Origin of the sequence: Streptomyces canus (assembly GCF_041435015.1) — a bacterium.
GTDB classification, from domain to species: domain Bacteria; phylum Actinomycetota; class Actinomycetes; order Streptomycetales; family Streptomycetaceae; genus Streptomyces; species Streptomyces canus_G.
The window spans coordinates 2,497,897-2,513,634 of the sequence record NZ_CP107989.1 but is presented as its reverse complement, the minus strand read 5'-3'; the positions used below and the strand labels follow the sequence as shown (position 1 = coordinate 2,513,634).

Below are 15,738 nucleotides of genomic sequence, written 5' to 3'. Positions count from 1 at the left end.
CGTAGTTCAGCGCCGGCGCAGACGAAGCGCCAGGGCGGCGCCCCCGGTGAGTACCAGCACCGCGGCGGCGCCGCCCGCCAGCATGGGCGCGGAAGGCCCGGAGGCGGGGTCGGCGTCGGCGGCCACCGGAGTGGAGTCGGGGACGACGCCGCCCGCCGACCGGGCCACGGAAGGTGTCGCCGTGGGTGGGGCGGTGGTCGGCGCCGGACTCCTGGCGGGCTGCTTCTCCGCCGCCTTCGACCGGGTCGGCGACGCGGCGGCGCTCGCCCCGCCCCCGCCTCCGTCCCCGCCCTTGTCCGCCGCTGCCGGGAACACCACGTCCGAGCACGAGTAGTACGTGTCCGCCGTACTGCTGTTCTGCCAGATCGTGTACAGCACCTGGCGGCCCGTCCGGTCCTTCGGCAGCGTCATCCTGATCCGGTACGCGCCGTCCGTCAGCGCCGGGTCCTTCACCTCAGCGAACGGCTGCTCCGGCAGATCGGACCACTTCAGCGGCTTCGACGGATCGTAGCCGGGCTCGGTGAGGTACATCCGGAACGTGCCGGTGTGCGGGATCGTCGAGGCGTACTTCATGGTCAGCGTCGCGCCGGGGGACAGGCGGGTCGACGGCCAGTCGGAGCGGGCCAGGTCGAGGCCCCGGTAGGCGGGCAGGCCGCCGCTGCACAGCTTGCCGTCGGGGATCGTCTGCCGGTCCCGCCCGTTCACGTTCGCGACCCGCAGGTTGTCCCACGCCGTGAAGGAAGAGCCGTTGGCCGCCACGGCGGCGCGGCATGCCGCCGTGCCCGAGGAGCCGCCGTCGGGGGAGCAGGCGAAGACCCGGCTGACCGGGTCCGTGGGAGCGCCGTGGGCCTGCGCGGGCACCGCCGCGAACACGGTCAGCAGGAACGGGGACAGGGCGGCGACCGCCGCACTCGTACGACGGGCAGTGGTCCAGGGCATCCGGGCCATCCGGAACGCCTCCTCGGGCGGCGCGGGAACTACGGGCTTCCGTGCAGTACGGGAGAAGGGACTCACGCGTTCACCGGCGCACCGGTTCGTCCGCCCCGCTCAGAGGCGGGCAAAGCAGCCACCACAGGTCAACCGGCCACCGCAGAGGGTGGGTTCTCGGCCGGATCAAGGGTTTCCCCTGTATCCGCATGACCTGCTCTTTGCCTATCGTTCGACCACAGCTGACCCACAGGTAACCCCGAACGGGTCACGCGTCTCCCTCTGGCCGGCCGCCGCGCTCCTGGCTTCACCCCCCGCCGCTTCACCGACGAAGCGATTCGACTGCCGCTCCGCGCTGCCCGGAGCACGGCCACGAAAGGCAAGCCCTTGCGTACCTCCCCCTCCCTCCGGCGGAAGCTGATATCCGCCGCCGCCGTCTCCGCGGCCCTGCTCTCGGTCGGCACGGCCTCCGTCGCCGCAGCCCAGGACGCCCCCGCCCAGGAAACCGCCGTCCCGGCCGCGCTCACCGAGGCCGCCCCCGACATCCAGGCCGAGCGCCTCATCGTCGGCTACCGGACCGGCGCCGCCGAGGCCACGTCGAACAAGGCCGCCGAGGCCGACGCCGCCGCCAAGGACGCCGACTTCCGGCGCAGACTCGGCACCGGGGCCGCCCTCGTCGACCTGGGCGCGAACCCCAGCAAGGCCGAAGTCGCCGACGCCGTCGCCGAGTTCAAGGCGGACCCGCAGGTCGCCTACGTCGTACCGGACCGCCTGAACAAGCCGCAGGCCGACCCGAACGACACCGAGTACGCCAAACAGTGGGACCTCTTCGAGTCCACCGCCGGTATGAACGTGCCGGGTGCCTGGCCGACGTCGACCGGCAGCGGTGTCACCGTCGCCGTCATCGACACGGGCTACGTCACCCACTCCGACCTCGCCGCGAACATCGTCGGCGGCTACGACTTCATCTCGGACACCGCGGTCTCGGTCGACGGCGACGGCCGCGACAGCAACCCGGCCGACCCGGGCGACTACTACGCGGCCAACGCGTGCGGCGCGGGCATCCCGGCCTCCAGCTCCTCCTGGCACGGCACGCACGTCGCCGGCACGATCGCCGCGGTCACGAACAACGGCAAGGGCGTCGCGGGCATCGCGTACGGCGCGAAGATCTCCCCGGTGCGCGTCCTGGGCAAGTGCGGTGGCTACGACTCCGACATCATCGACGCCATCACCTGGGCGTCCGGCGGCACCGTCTCCGGCGTGCCCGCCAACACCAATGTCGCCAAGGTCATCAACATGAGCCTCGGCGGCGACGGCGCCTGCACCTCGGCGACCCAGACCGCCATCAACAACGCCGTCGGTCGCGGCACGACCGTCGTCGTGGCCGCGGGCAACGACAACGAGAACGTCTCCGGCCACTCGCCGGGCAACTGCAACAACATCATCTCCGTCGCCGCCACCAACCGCGCCGGCGCCAAGGCCTCGTACTCCAACTACGGCTCCCTCGTGGACATCTCGGCGCCCGGCGGCCAGACCAGCACCGGCACCGCCAACGGCATCCTGTCCACGCTCAACTCCGGTGCCTCGACGCCCTCTTCGGAGTCGTACGCCTACTACCAGGGCACCAGCATGGCCACCCCGCACATCGCGGGCCTGGTCGCGCTGGTGAAGTCGGCGAACTCCTCACTGACCCCGGCGCAGATCGAGACCGCCATCAAGAACAACGCCCGTCCCCTGCCGGGCGCCTGCTCGGGCGGTTGCGGCGCCGGCCTGGCGGACGCGGCGAAGACGGTCGCGGCCGTGAGCGGCGGCGGTACGACGACGGGGACGACCTTCTCCAGCACCACCGCGGTCGCCATCCCGGACAACGGCTCCGCGATCGAGTCCTCCATCGCCGTCAGCGGCCGCAGCGGCAACGCCCCCTCGGCCCTCCAGGTGGGCGTCGACATCACCCACACCTACCGCGGTGACCTGGCGATCAGCCTCGTCGCCCCGGACGGCACGGTGTACAGCCTGAAGCCGGCGAGCTCCTCGGACTCCGCGGACAACGTCAACACCACCTACACCGTGAACGCCTCCTCCGAGACCGCCAACGGCACCTGGAAGCTCCGCGTCCAGGACACGGCGGCGCAGGACACGGGCACGCTCAACGGCTGGAAGCTGACCTTCTGAGCGCACTCCCCTGAACGGACGGGCCGGCCGGTGCGGATGGGGCACCGGCCGGCCCTCCTGCGTCTGCACGCGCCCGGCCGGGGAACCTCACGCGCCCGGAATCACGCCTCGGCGCCGACCAGTTCACCGCTTTCCACCGACGCCAGCACGCGGACCCCGCGGTCGGGCCGGCTGTCGAGGCCGATCAGCAGTCCCGGCACCGCGATGCTCGGCAGCAGGTGAGCCCACATGACGGAGATGCGGTGCCCGAGGTCCTCCCGCCCGTGAAGAGCCCGTGACATCAGCTGAACCCCGGCGAACGCCCCCACCAGCAGGTCCGCCGTGTCCGGCGGCTGCACCGTCGGCAGCAACTCGCCCTGGTCCCGGGCTTGTTGCAGCATCGCCAACAGGTGCTCGCTCCACTGCCGGAACGGTCCCGTGTGATCGACACCGGGCGGGGCGCACTGGTCCACCGTCAGCCGGACGCTCCCCTTCAGCAGGGAGTTGGTCCGCAGCCGCTGCCCGAAGACGAACGTCATGTCGACGATCTCCTGCAACTTGCACGGATGCGGTGGTACGGCACCCAGCGACAACTGCTCGTCGAGCACCGCCTGGGCCAGCGACTCCTTGGAGGGGAAGTGGAAGTACAGGGCACCTTTGGTGACGTCGGCCCGCTCCAGCACCATCGCGATGGTGCTCGCGGCGTACCCGTGCTCGTCGAAGACGGCGCCCGCGGCCTCCACGATCGTCCTGCGTGTCCTGATGGCGCGCTCCTGTCTCGCCATAAGAACCCCTCCCATGCGCGAGTTCGGATCCTGTCCGGTCTCGATCAGGTCACATTGAAAACAGACCGGAATCCCTCGTACTCTAGCGCTCACCGGCACGGGCACCTCGCCGTCCGTCATCGCTTCGGAGGAACGAGGGGGAGACATGCCAGAGTTGCGGCAGTTCACGCGGACCCCGGCCGGACCGGGGGTGCTGACGGCGACCGTCCCCCGCGAATTCGTGCACCGCGTGGCCGTCGCGGAGGTCCTCCTCACCGGCTGGACCAGGACGGACGCCGACCGGTTCACCCTCACCGCCCAGTGGCCGCGCACCCATCAGTTACACGTGTCCCCGGACCGCTCGGCATATGAACCGCTGTTGGTAGCAGAAACGGTCCGCCAGTGCGGGGCGCTGCTCGCGCACGCGGTGTACGAGGTCCCGCTGGGGCATCAGTTCGTCCTGCGGGAACTGCGTGTCGACACGCGCCCCGAGCACCTGGCCGTCGGCGCCGCACCCGCCGAGCCCGTCATCGACATCACGGTCGATGAGGTCCGCCGCCGTGCCGGCCGCCCGGCCGCACTGCGCTACGACGCCGTCGTACGCCTGGGCGGCGAACGGATCGCGACCGGCGGTATCGCCGTGACCTGGACGAACGAGTCCGTCTACCGCCGACTGCGCGGGGGGCGGACCGCCGACGTCGGCGCCCTGCGGCTGCCCCAGCCGCCCACCGCGCTGTTACCGACCGACACGGTGGGGCGTGCCCTGCGCGCCGACGTCCTCCTGTCGCCCGCGGCCCGCCCGGGTCGCTGGCGGCTCCGCGTCGATACCGCACATCCTGTTTTCTTCGATCACCCGCTGGACCACATCCCCGGCATGCTCCTCCTGGAGGCCGCCCGCCAGGCCGTACGGGCACACGGAGGTGACGAGAGCCGGGTGCCGGTCTCCTTCCACGCCGCGTTCCACCAGTACGCGGAGCTCGACCGGCCGGTATGGATGGAAGTGAGCGCAGAGGGCGGCGGCGACGTACAAGTCGTCGCGCTGCAAGGGGAGTCGGTGGTCTTCGGGTGCAGGGTGGGTGTCGTCGCAGGGTGAGTTATCTTGTACAGGGAGTAAGAAACAAACGGCATGGCCCGTTCTTTTCCGCCACAGGAGTGTGCAGTCGATGCCGAGGCAGTTACGCGCTGAACAGACCCGAGCGACGATCCTCACCGCCGCCGCCGATCTGTTCGACCGCCGTGGCTATGAATCGACCAGTCTCAGCGACATCGTCGAGCACGCCCAAGTCACCAAGGGCGCGCTGTACTTCCACTTCGCGGCGAAGGACGATCTCGCGCACGCGATCATGGAGATCCAGTCACGGACGTCGCGGCAGGTGGCGGGGGACGTGGACGCCCGGGGGTACACCTCGATGGAGGCGCTGGTCCGCATCACCTTCGGGATAGCGCGGTTGTCGGTCGAGGGGCCGGTGCTGCGCGCCGGACTCCGGCTCGCCACGGGCGGAGTCGAGGTGCGGCCGCCGCTTCGGCATCCGTTCACGGAGTGGCTCGACCTCGCCACCGGGAAGCTGCTCGGTGCGGTCAAGGAGTCAGACCTCCATCCGGACACCGATGTGGACGCGGTGGCGCACTCCCTTGTCTGTTTCTTTGTCGGGACGCGGGTGGTGGGGCGGCACCTGGAGCCGGTGGGGCGGCAGCCGCGGCGGCTCGCGGAGATGTGGCACGTCATGATCCGGGGCCTGGTGCCGGTGCCTCGACGGGCGCGGTATCTGGCTCTTGTCAGCCAGCTGGAGCAGGAGTCCCGGAGCGGTTGAGCCCGGTTCCGGCACATGCCGGTGGGTGGTCCCAGCCCCGCGCCCCCAGCTGGCTACAGTCGGGGCATGTCTCTCAGCGCGGCTGTCATCCTCGGCAGTGCACCCGAGTCCTTTCCGTACAGCGTGCTCGCCGAGCGGCACCCCGCCATCATCGGGCAGGTGCGGGAGGCCTTTCCCTACGGGCCCGAGCAGCACCGGGCGCTTGACGCGCTGCTCCACAGCTGCACCGAAGGAGTGATCGAACCGCTCCCCGACGGGGCATGGGGCGAGTGGGGAATCGACGACCACCTCGGGCAGTCCTGGTTCGACGTGCCGTGGCTGTGGTCCGAGAGCTACTTCTATCGGCGGCTCCTTGATGCCGTCGGCTACTTCGGGGACGGGCCCTGGCGTGGCATCGACCCCTTCCGGCCCTCCAAGCTCGCCGAACTCGACTCCCCGGAGACCGACCAGGAGCTGGCCGCTCTGGACGAACTCGCCTCCCGGACGGCCGAGGAGCGGGGGACGGCTCTGCTGCACGGATCGTTGTGGGGGAACCGGGCCGACCTCGGGTTCCGGCTCTCCGACGGCGAGGCCGAGAGGCGCGAGGCCGTACCGGATCTGGTCGCCGACGACAGCGACCGGCTCTGGTCGCTGCTCGACGGTGCCGGCACCCTCTGCCTGATCGCCGACAACGCCGGACGCGAGCTGATCCCCGACCTGCTGCTTCTGTCTCACCTCCTGGAACACGGTCGTATCGAGCGGGCCGTTCTTCACGTGAAGCCGTACCCCTACTACGTCTCCGACGCGACCACCGCCGACGTGGTCGACGCGCTGCGCCGGCTCGTGCGGGCGCCCGGGCAGGCCGCGGAGTACGGGCGTCGGTTGTGGGACGCCATGGCCGACGGACGGCTGAGTGTTCGTGCGCACGCGTTCTCCTGCGCTCCGCTGCCGTACGCGGACATGCCCGACGACCTGCGTGCGGAGATCGGCGAGGCTGCGCTCACGGTCCTGAAGGGAGACCTCAACTACCGGCGCCTGGTGGGGGATCGCTGGTGGGCGCCGACCACGTCCTTCGCCGAGGTGACCGCGTACTTCCCGGGACCGGTCGCCGCCCTGCGCACCCTGAAGTCCGATGTGATCACCGGCCTCGACGGCCGTACGGAGACCGCGCTGATCGAGGCGGAGGGGCGACGCTGGCGGACCAGCGGGACCCATGCGCTCATCCAGGTCCGGCCCTGAGGAGCGTAAGCTGCCGACCTGTACAGGTGGGCTGCCCTACGTCCCGCCGACGGGCAGCGAAAGAGGACGTCATTGACCCCGCGGTACCTGAGCAATCCAGGGGAGCCCGTCTACGACGTGGACGCACGGCGCTACGTCGACGTCTCGGACGCCCGTGCCGAGGCCGACCTGCCCGACGTGTTCACGGACATCTACCGCACCAACCGCTGGGGGTCCGACGAGACTCGCTCGGGGCCGGGCTCCGAGCTGCAGCGCATGAAGCAGGTGATCGGCCAACTCGGCTCCCTCATCAAGGACTTGGGTGTTCGCTCGGTGCTGGACGCGCCGTGCGGGGACTTCAACTGGATGCAGCACGTCGACCTGCACGGCGCCTCCTACCTGGGCGGGGACGTCGTCACGGAGCTCATCACGGCCAACCGCGCCGACCACCCCGGCCCGGGGCGCGAGTTCCAGCTGCTCGACTTCACGGCCCAGCCGGTGCCGCGCGTCGATCTCATCGTGTGCCGGGACGCCCTCGTGCACTTCTCCTACCAGCATGTGGTGGAGGCACTGACCCGTTTCCGCGAGAGCGGTTCGCGCTATCTGCTCACCACGACCTTCTCCCGGACGCCCGCCAACACCGACATCGTCACCGGCTGGTGGCGCCCCATCGACCTGTGCAAGGAACCCTTCGGCCTGCCCGAACCCCTGCGCGTCATCGGTGACGACGAGTCCGACGACTTCTACGACGACAAGGCGCTCGCGCTGTGGGACCTGCGGCAGATCCCCGCGCGTTTCCCGGGCTACGAGCCGGCGGTCGCCGAGTCGGGATCGCTCGGCGTCTGATCGCCGTCACTGGAACGCAGACGGGCGAGGGCGTCCCGGGCGGCCAGGGTCCGCGGGTGCCGTGGTCCCAGCACCTCCTCACAGGTCTCCCGTACTTCCGTGAACTCCGCCTCCGCCGAAGTGAGTTCACCCTTGAGGCAGAGCAGGTCGGCGAGGTTGTGCCGTACCGCCAGGGTCCCCGGGTGCCGTGGCCCCAGTGTCCGCACGCAGTCCGCGAGCACCGTCCGGTACTCCGCCTCCGCCTGCTCGACGTGCCCGCGCAGATGCAGGACGTGCGCGGCGCCGTGCCGTACGGACAGCGTGAGCAGGTGCTGTTCGCCGAGTACGGTCCGCCGGGCCTCGTACACCTCCCTGAACTCCTGTTCCGCCGCCGCGAACCGGCCCTGGTCCTTGAGCAGGTCGGCCAGGTTGTGCCGGACCGCGAGCGTGCCGGGGTGGCGGGGGCCGAGGGTGTCCACGCAGTCCGCCAGGACCGTGCGGTACTCGGTCTCGGCCCGGCGGGTACGGCCCCGCAGATGCAGGACGTGCGCGGCGCCGTGCCGTACCGAGAGGGTGAGCAGGTGCTGTTCGCCGAGCACCTCGCGGCGTGCCGCGTACACCTCCCTGAACTCCGTCTCCGCCGCCTCCAGTTGGCCGCGCTCCATCAGCAGGTCGGCCAGGTTGTGGCGGACCTCCAGGGTATGTGGGTGCATGTCGCCGAGCAGTCTTCGCTGGACCTCGAAGACTTCCCGGAACTCGGTCTCCGCGTCGGTGGGCCAGCCACGGTCGCGCAGCACGGTGGCCAGGCCGTGCCGGGCGGCCACGGTCTCCGGATGGTCCTCGCCGTAGGCGTCCGCGCGCAGCGCGAGCACCGTACGGAACTCGTGCTCGGCCTCCGCGAGCAGGCCGCGGTCGCGCAGGACGTCCGCGAGGTCGTGGCGCACGGCGAGGGTGCTCGGGTGGCGCTCGCCCAGTACGTCCGCGCACACCTGGAGCGTCTCCCTCAGTTCCTGCTCCGCCTGCCGGAACATCCCGCGCTCGTGCAGCACCTGGGCCATCTCGTGCCGGGTGACCAGGGTGTCGGGGTGGTTGGCGCCGAGTGTCTCCCGATAGGCGTCCAGGAGCAGGCGGTAGTCCTCCTCGGCCTCGGCGAGCAACCCTCGGTAGCGCGCCATCCAGGCCACGCCCTTGCGGGCCGCGAGGGTCCGGGGGTCGCGCTCGCCCAGCAGGGTCCGGCGTGTGGCGTGGACCGCGCGGTACTCGGTCGCCGCCTCGACCGGGCGGCCCCGGCCGTTGAGCAGGTTCGCGAGTGCGTACCGGGCGTCGGCGGTCTCGCCGGCCGCGTCGCCGAACAGGGCCCGGGTGTCCTCCAGCACCGTGCGAAGCAGCGACTCGGCCGCCGGCAGCCGACCGCGCAGATGGAGCAAGTGGGCGGCGGCGGACCGTACTTCGAGGGCGTCGGGGTCCCGCGGACCGCACGCGAGCACGACCGGCTCGCTCGCCCCGAGCACCTCCTCCGCCCGGTCCAGCCAGCCCCTGTTGATCAAATGCCGGGCCCCGGCCGCCGCCGCCCGTAGCGCCTTCGAGACGAGTTCGTCCTCCGCCTCGTACGGGTCGCCGATCAGGGCCAGCGGGGCGTCGCAGTGCGGCTGCAGCAGCCGCCAGCGTGGCCAGTCGCGCGGGTCGTCCTCGCTCAGCTCGGCGGTGGCGCAGACGACCAGGTCGGCGACGACGGCCGCGTACTCCCTCATGTGCTCGGCGAGGTCCCGCTGGAGCCGGCCGGCGTCCCGCACGAGCGGGTGCATCAGCAGGGTGCGGGTGTGGTCGTCCCCGCCGGGCGGGGTGTGCAGCTCGACCAGACCGAAGTCGGCGAGCGAGGTGAGCGCGGTGAACAGCTCCTGGGGTGTGACGCCGGGCAGCAGCGACGAGTCCGCGAGCCGGTCGGGGCGTAACAGGGCGAGCAGGGGCACCGGTGCCTCGCCCAGACAGCACAGCAGCCGCATCAGCGGGCGGGCCTGGAGGATGCCCCGCCGCTCGAGGAGGTCCAGTGACAGTTCCCAGGTACCGGTCACCGGGACGGAGTAGTTGCTGCCCTGCCGCCCGTGCGGGCGCTCGTCGAGGAGTTCGGTGAAGCGCTCGTCGAGGGCCACGCGGTAGTCGGCGTACGTCCGCACGGTCGTCGTGCCCGGCCATGCGGGGAAAGCCGAGGCCGCCGCGAGATGCGAGCCCGCGATACGCAGCGCCAGGGGCAGCCCGCCGAGCCGCCGGGTCAGCAGCCGGGCGTCCTCACGTGAACCGGCCCGCTCCCCGGCGAGGTCCCACAGCACCTCGGTGGCGTCGGCCTCCTCCAGGGCGTCCACCGAGTGCAGCGTCGCCCACGGCCCCCAGGTGGTCGGGCTGCTGTCCCGGCTGGTGATCAGCACCAGGCCGGGCAGCTCCGCGGCGGGCCGGATCCAGCCCGTGCCCTCCGCCAACCGGCCGTAGGGTGCCAGGTGTTCGGGCTCGTCGGCGTTGTCCACCACCAGCAGCCAGGGGGTCGCGGTGTCGCACAGCCGCCGCCACAGCAGGTCGGTCGCGCTCGAACGCCCCGACCAGGCACGGTCGATGAGATCCGCGGGCGTGCCCAGCGCGGCCACCACCTCGCGCATCCCCGCACTCAGCGTGGCGGGGTTCTTCGCCGTCACCCACCACACGTCGACGTTCAGCGCGGCGGCGTGGGCGGCGATCTCCAGGGCGACCGTCGTCTTCCCGCTCCCGCCCATGCCGTGCAGCACCCGCACACCCGACGTCGGCTTGCCCACCAGCTGTTTGAGCGTGTCCAGGAGCGGCTCACGGCCACGCACCCGGCGGTCGAGCCGGCCCAGGGGCGGCGCGACGGTCAGCGCGCCCGGGGCCCGGACGGGTTCCACCGGGGCCGGGGGCTGCTGGACCTGGATGAAGACCGGACGCGCGAAGCCGGAGAACTCCTGGACGAACTCGGACAGCAGGCCGGACAGCGCGGGGTCCCTGGTCAGCAGAGCACGCAGGGTCGTGTCCAGGTCGTCCCGCTGCTCCCGCAGGATGACCTGCTGCCGCCCCGGCGGCGCGGCGTCCAGTTCCGCCCGCGCCCGCTCCAGCCGCTCCACGTCCTCCCGCCGCAGGATCCGCGCGATCCGCTGCCTGGCCGCCTGCCAGGCATCCGTGGTCATCAGCCCGACCATCGTGCCCGCTGCGGCGGCAGCGGTCTGGGTGAACAACTCTGCCCCGAACACCGAGGACCCCCTGTCGGCACACACCTCGACGGCTACGTCCGAACCCCTCTCCCGTCTTCAGGTTCTCATGTCACGTGGACCCGGCGGGACTTGATCCGGTTGTTGAAGGTCGACATGAGCCGTTCGGGCCTTCCCGATCCGCTGCCCGGTCGGCCCGGGTGCCGTGTACGGCCGCCCGGAACTCGGCAAGGGATGGCAAGGGATGAGAGGAGCACGTCGCCTTGTTGGCCCATGCACCGCCCTCTGCCCCTCACCCCAAGGGAGTCGCACCCCATGCGTCTGGGAGTCGCACCGCACCGCCTGTGGCCCGCGCACGAGGACGAGCTCGACGGCGTCCTCGAAACCGCCCGAACCGCCGAGGAGTTGGGCTTCGACCATCTCATCGCGAGCAGCCATCTGCTGGCGGGAGCGGTGGGCGTGACCCCGGATCCGCTGGTCCTGCTGTCCGCCGTGGCCGGGGCGACCACCCGGATCCGGCTGGTGACCAGCGTCCTGATCCTGCCCCTGTACCAGCCGGTCGTCGTCGCTCACCAGACGGCCACGCTCGACCGGCTGTCCGGCGGCCGGTTCACGCTCGGCGTCGGCACCGGTTGGGACACCGCGGAGTTCGCCGCCGCCGGGGTGCCGTTCACCGGGCGGGGCAGGCGCGCCGACGAACAGCTGGACACCGTACGTACGTTGTGGCGCGACGAGGGCGAGGTCCGGCTCGGGGTGCGGCCGCGCACACCCGGGGGGCCGCCCGTGTGGGTCGGCGGCCACAGCGACGCGGCCCTCAGGCGGGCGCTGCGGTACGGCGACGCGTGGCACGGCTCAGGGCTGGACGCGGCCGGAGTCGCCCAGGTGCGGGGGCCGGTTGGCGGTGCTCGGGGAGAAGGCGGGGCGGGATCCGGCCAAGGTCCTGGAGCTGACGGAAGGTCTGATGCTCGTACCGCCGGGCTTCGAGGCCGCCGTACAACCGCCCGGGCGGCGCCCGTTGGGTGGAGCGCGTTCCACCGCCGAGCGGGTGCGTGAGGAGCTGGGGCAGCTGGCCGAAGCGGGGCTCACGGCCTGCTCGCTGTGGCTGCCGGTGGCCACCGAGGCGCTGCCCGACGCGCTCGGCTGGGTCGCGGAGGAGATCCTTTCGGCTTTCTCCGAGGGGTGACGATTCGGCTGACCTTGGTGTAGTGATCACGTCGATCGATCGGTCATCATGCCCGGATGACGTGGGGACTGACGTTACGACCTTGGCGTTCGGGAAGAGGGAAGACGGCGGCCGCCGCGGCCGCCCTCGCGCTGGTGCTCACGGCCTGCGGCGGTGACGGGGACTCCACGTCCTCGGACGGGCGCACGACGCTCAAGGTGGCCGCGCTGCCCCTGAGCGACAGTGCCATGCTCTACATCGCCCAGAACCGGGGGCTGTTCAAGAAGGAAGGCCTCGACGTCCGCGTCCAGCAGATCCAGCAGAGCCTCCAGGCGCTGCCCGCCCTGTCCAAGGGTCAGATCGACATGGTCGCGAGCGCGAACTACGTCACCTACTTCCAGGCCCAGGACCAGGGCACCCTCGACATCCGCGTCGTCGCCGAGGCGATCAGGGCCGCGCCGCGCATGATGGACGTCCTGGTGCCGAAGGACTCGGACATCAAGACCCTCGCCGATCTCGCGGGCAAGAAGCTCGCGGTCAACGTCCTCAACAACGTCCAGTCGCTGACCTTCAACGAGATCCTGGCGAAACACGGCGTCGGCCGCCCCGTCTACCGGCAGATCCCCTTCCCGCAGATGGGCGCCGCCCTGGACAAGGGACAGGTCGACGCCGTGCACGCGGTCGAGCCCTTCGACAGCTCCATCCAGGACGAGTCGGGGGCCAGGGTGCTGGTGGACGGGTCGTCCGCCCCCGTCGAGTCGATCCCGCTCAGCGGGTACATCACGACGGAGCGCTTCGCCGGGAAGAACGCCGACGCGCTCGCCCGGTTCCAACGGGCCCTGAAAGCAGCCGTCAAACTCGCCGAAGCGGATCCGTCCCTGGTGCGTGAGGTGCTGCCGACGTACACCAAGGTCACCAAGGAGCAGGCGGAGAAGATCGACCTGCCGGTGTATCCGGCCACCATGGACGGAACGCAGCTCGCCCGGCTCGCCGAGCTCATGGAGAAGCAGAAGATGCTGAAGAAACCGATCGATCCGACCACATTGCTGGTGAAGTGAGGGGCGTTCGCCGGTGCGGGGGCATGAGGAGGCGCCGTCGGCGCGGGGCATGAAGGGGCGGTGTCCGTGCGCCGGCTGAGGAGGCGTCAGGAGCTGTGGCTCGGGCTCCTCGGTGTGCTGCTCGCGTTCGGGGTGTGCGAGGCGGTGAGCCGGGCCGGCCTCGTCCGCCGCAGCTATCTGCCGCCCGCCACCGAAGTCCTCGCCCGTGCCCTGGAGTTGGCGGGGGACCGGGTGTTCCTCGACGGGATCGGAGTGACCCTGTGGGCCTGGGCGCTGGGCCTCGGCCTCGCCTGCGCGATCGCCGTACCCCTCGGCCTGCTGCTGGGCAGCGTGCCGCTCGTCGACACCGCCACCCGGGCGATCGTGGAGTTGCTGCGGCCCCTGCCGTCCGTCGCCCTGATCCCCCTGGTCTCCCTGCTCCTCGGCTCCGGAACCGAGACCGAGGTCGCGCTGATCACCTACGCCTCGGTGTGGCCGATCCTCTTCAACACCGTCTACGGCCTGGGCGAGACCGACCCCCTCGCCAAGGACACCCTGCGCGCTTTCGGCTTCGGCCGCCTCGCGGTCCTGCTGCGCGCCGAACTCCCCGCCACGGCCCCCTTCATCGCCGCCGGCATCCGCATCTCCGCCGCCGTCGCCCTCATCCTCGCCGTCGCCACGGAGATCCTCTCCGGCTTCGGCGAAGGCCTCGGCATCTTCATCGCCCAGGCAGGCCTGGCCACGGACGGCACGAGGGACGTCCTGGCGGGTGTGGTGTGGGCGGGGACCCTGGGGCTGGTGATCAACGGGGTGCTGGTGTGGGGCGAGCGACGGCTGTTTCCCTGGACGCCGGAACATCGGGAGGCCGCCGGGGGAGGGGCCCGGGTGTGAGCGGGGAAGCAGACACCGCACCCCGGGGGAGCCCGGCGCCGTCATCGCTTCCGCCCCGCTCCCGCGCCGCCCCCCACCCTGCCGTCCTCCGGTGGCTGGTCCTCGTCCTGGCCGTCGGCGTCTGGGAGTTGGCCGCCCGTGCCCATGGCAGCGTCTACCTCCCGCCCCCGGACCGCATCGCCCGCCACGTCCACGAGCTGTGGTTCGACGGGCCCGCTCGGCATCTCTTCCTCAGTTCGGCCGCGGTGGACGACATCCTGCCCAGCCTCGGCCGGATGGCCGCCGGATTCGCGCTGGCGGCCGTCGCCGGGATCGTGCTGGGTGTCGCGGTCGGCCGCTCGCGGCGGGCGTACGCGCTGGCCAACCCCGTCCTTCAGTTCGCCCGAGCCGTCCCGCCGCCCGCCCTGGTCCCCGTCTTCGTCGTGGTCTTCGCGTTCGGCACCCCGATGCAGATCGCCTCGATCGCCTTCAGCGCCGTCTGGCCGGTGCTGATCAACACCGCGGCCGGCGTCCGCAACACCGACCCGCTGCGCCTCGACGTCGCCGCGGTCCTGCGCCTGAACACCGCCGAACGCCTGTGGTTCCTCGTCCTGCCCTCCGCCCTGCCCCGCATCTTCGCCGGACTGCGCCTGAGCCTTTCGCTCTCCCTCATCCTCATGGTGTTCTCGGAACTGCTGCCCGGCACCGCGAACGGCATCGGCTTCACGCTCACCGAAGCCCAGACCCGCTCCGACCTGCTCACCGTGTGGGCGGCGCTCGTCCTGCTCGGCGCCCTCGGCTATCTGCTCAACACCGGCCTGCTGGCCGTCGAGAAACGACTGATCGGCAGGGGGAGGGCCCCATGAGCCACGCGACCCGCACCCAGGAACAGGGGACCGACCGCATGCTCCAGCTCACCGCGGTCGGCCAGCACTACGGCGACCACCGCGTCCTGCACGACATCACCCTCACCGTCCCCGCGGGCCAACTCCTGTGCGTCGTCGGCCCGTCCGGCTGCGGCAAGTCCACCCTGCTGCGCACCATCGCCGGTCTGCTCCCCGCCCGCGAGGGTACGGTCACCATCGACGGGGCACCGGTCACCGGCGTCCCCGACAGCCTGGCCGTCGTCTTCCAGGACTACGGCCGCTCCCTCTTCCCCTGGCTCACGGTCCGCGACAACGTCGCCCTGCCGCTGCGCCGCCGCGGCCTCGCCCGCGCCGAACGCCGTGCCGAGGCGGACCGCATCCTCGACCGCGTCGGTCTGTCCGGCGCCGCCCGCCGCCACCCCTGGCAGCTCTCCGGCGGAATGCAGCAGCGCGTCGCCATCGCCCGTGCCCTCGTCCGGCGCCCCACCCTGCTCCTCATGGACGAACCCTTCGGCTCCCTGGACGCCCAGACCCGGGAGGACCTGGAGGACCTGCTCCTGGAGGTCCACCGCACCGACGGCACGACCATCGTGTTCGTCACCCACGACATCGACGAGAGCGTCTACGTCGGCGACCGCGTCGTCGTCCTCTCCCCGGGCCCCGGATCGAGGATCGTCCGGGACCTGCCGGTCCGGCTCCCCGGGCGGCGGGACCAGATCGCCACCCGTGGACTGCCCGAGTTCGTCGCGCTGCGGGCGGAGGTGGGGCGGGCGGTGCGCAGCGGGGAGACGGAGTGAACGGGTGAGTGCGCGCGCGTGGAGATCAACGCCACAAGTCTCGCCGAGAACTCCCGAGTTCAGTCCGGATTCACGCGATGGTGTGATCATGTGTGCCCCGGCGGATGCCTCGGGAACGCCCT

Annotated in this window: 14 protein-coding genes; 11 read left to right on the top strand and 3 right to left on the bottom strand. The window is 71.5% G+C overall.

Annotated elements, in window-relative coordinates; genetic code table 11:
* Positions 1-6 precede the first annotated feature (6 nt).
* The gene (locus tag OG841_RS11205; protein WP_328641547.1) at positions 7-948 is read right to left on the bottom strand and encodes a lytic polysaccharide monooxygenase auxiliary activity family 9 protein; all 942 of its coding nucleotides are present in this window, start codon (positions 946-948) and stop codon (positions 7-9) included.
* Positions 949-1,314: 366 nt separating this feature from the next.
* Here OG841_RS11205 and OG841_RS11200 point away from each other — a divergent pair, with 366 nt between their 5' ends.
* Positions 1,315-3,099, top strand: coding sequence for a S8 family peptidase (locus OG841_RS11200; RefSeq protein ID WP_328641548.1), 1,785 nt, complete (start codon positions 1,315-1,317; stop codon positions 3,097-3,099).
* A 101-nt stretch (positions 3,100-3,200) separates the two neighbouring features.
* On the opposite strand, the gene OG841_RS11195 is transcribed toward OG841_RS11200, so the two are convergent.
* Entirely contained in the window at positions 3,201-3,863 is a 663-nt protein-coding gene (locus OG841_RS11195) for a ScbR family autoregulator-binding transcription factor (RefSeq protein WP_328641549.1), read from the bottom strand.
* Between the two features lie 145 nt (positions 3,864-4,008).
* Between OG841_RS11195 and OG841_RS11190 the strand changes: the two genes are divergently transcribed.
* The 4 genes from OG841_RS11190 (at position 4,009) to OG841_RS11175 (ending at position 7,696) form a co-directional block, all read left to right on the top strand.
* Complete coding sequence (locus OG841_RS11190; RefSeq protein ID WP_328641550.1) at positions 4,009-4,935, top strand: ScbA/BarX family gamma-butyrolactone biosynthesis protein; 927 nt, start codon at positions 4,009-4,011, stop codon at positions 4,933-4,935.
* 70 nt (positions 4,936-5,005) lie between these two features.
* Positions 5,006-5,653, top strand: a complete 648-nt coding sequence (locus OG841_RS11185) for a ScbR family autoregulator-binding transcription factor (RefSeq protein WP_328641551.1) — start codon at positions 5,006-5,008, stop codon at positions 5,651-5,653.
* A 66-nt stretch (positions 5,654-5,719) separates the two neighbouring features.
* Positions 5,720-6,871: a damage-control phosphatase ARMT1 family protein gene (locus tag OG841_RS11180; protein WP_365115410.1), complete on the top strand. Its 1,152-nt coding sequence runs from the start codon at positions 5,720-5,722 to the stop codon at positions 6,869-6,871.
* A gap of 72 nt (positions 6,872-6,943) precedes the next feature.
* Positions 6,944-7,696, top strand: a complete 753-nt coding sequence (locus OG841_RS11175) for a class I SAM-dependent methyltransferase (RefSeq protein ID WP_328641553.1) — start codon at positions 6,944-6,946, stop codon at positions 7,694-7,696.
* Here OG841_RS11175 and OG841_RS11170 read toward each other — a convergent pair.
* A complete protein-coding gene (locus tag OG841_RS11170) occupies positions 7,654-10,863 on the bottom strand; it encodes a tetratricopeptide repeat protein (RefSeq protein ID WP_365115407.1) in 3,210 nt (1,069 codons plus the stop codon). The two genes, OG841_RS11175 and OG841_RS11170, sit on opposite strands and share 43 nt — an antisense overlap.
* Positions 10,864-11,199: 336 nt before the next feature.
* Between OG841_RS11170 and OG841_RS11165 the strand changes: the two genes are divergently transcribed.
* From OG841_RS11165 to OG841_RS11140, 6 genes are all read left to right on the top strand, one after another.
* Entirely contained in the window at positions 11,200-11,937 is a 738-nt protein-coding gene (locus OG841_RS11165) for an LLM class flavin-dependent oxidoreductase (RefSeq protein ID WP_365115405.1), read from the top strand.
* Complete coding sequence (locus OG841_RS11160) at positions 11,930-12,067, top strand: hypothetical protein (RefSeq protein ID WP_365115403.1); 138 nt, start codon at positions 11,930-11,932, stop codon at positions 12,065-12,067. The genes OG841_RS11165 and OG841_RS11160 overlap by 8 nt, the downstream gene beginning before the upstream one ends.
* A gap of 56 nt (positions 12,068-12,123) precedes the next feature.
* Entirely contained in the window at positions 12,124-13,104 is a 981-nt protein-coding gene (locus OG841_RS11155) for an ABC transporter substrate-binding protein (RefSeq protein WP_371564689.1), read from the top strand.
* A 66-nt stretch (positions 13,105-13,170) separates the two neighbouring features.
* The gene (locus OG841_RS11150) at positions 13,171-13,974 is read left to right on the top strand and encodes an ABC transporter permease (protein ID WP_328641557.1); all 804 of its coding nucleotides are present in this window, start codon (positions 13,171-13,173) and stop codon (positions 13,972-13,974) included.
* 95 nt (positions 13,975-14,069) lie between these two features.
* The gene (locus OG841_RS11145; RefSeq protein ID WP_365115750.1) at positions 14,070-14,819 is read left to right on the top strand and encodes an ABC transporter permease; all 750 of its coding nucleotides are present in this window, start codon (positions 14,070-14,072) and stop codon (positions 14,817-14,819) included.
* A gap of 38 nt (positions 14,820-14,857) precedes the next feature.
* On the top strand, positions 14,858-15,616 hold the full coding sequence (locus OG841_RS11140; RefSeq protein ID WP_365115748.1) for an ABC transporter ATP-binding protein: 759 nt from the start codon (positions 14,858-14,860) through the stop codon (positions 15,614-15,616).
* The last annotated feature ends 122 nt before the right edge of the window (positions 15,617-15,738 follow it).

Bases quoted from the DNA above. Each gene is read 5' to 3' on its own strand.
- OG841_RS11205 (WP_328641547.1), bottom strand. From the start codon at position 948: ATGGCCCGGATGCCCTGGACCACTGCCCGTCGTACGAGTGCGGCGGTC.
- OG841_RS11195 (WP_328641549.1), bottom strand. From the start codon at position 3,863: ATGGCGAGACAGGAGCGCGCCATCAGGACACGCAGGACGATCGTGGAG.
- OG841_RS11190 (WP_328641550.1), top strand. From the start codon at position 4,009: ATGCCAGAGTTGCGGCAGTTCACGCGGACCCCGGCCGGACCGGGGGTG.
- OG841_RS11185 (WP_328641551.1), top strand. From the start codon at position 5,006: ATGCCGAGGCAGTTACGCGCTGAACAGACCCGAGCGACGATCCTCACC.
- OG841_RS11180 (WP_365115410.1), top strand. From the start codon at position 5,720: ATGTCTCTCAGCGCGGCTGTCATCCTCGGCAGTGCACCCGAGTCCTTT.
- OG841_RS11170 (WP_365115407.1), bottom strand. From the start codon at position 10,863: ATGACCACGGATGCCTGGCAGGCGGCCAGGCAGCGGATCGCGCGGATC.
- OG841_RS11165 (WP_365115405.1), top strand. From the start codon at position 11,200: ATGCGTCTGGGAGTCGCACCGCACCGCCTGTGGCCCGCGCACGAGGAC.
- OG841_RS11155 (WP_371564689.1), top strand. From the start codon at position 12,124: ATGACGTGGGGACTGACGTTACGACCTTGGCGTTCGGGAAGAGGGAAG.
- OG841_RS11140 (WP_365115748.1), top strand. From the start codon at position 14,858: ATGCTCCAGCTCACCGCGGTCGGCCAGCACTACGGCGACCACCGCGTC.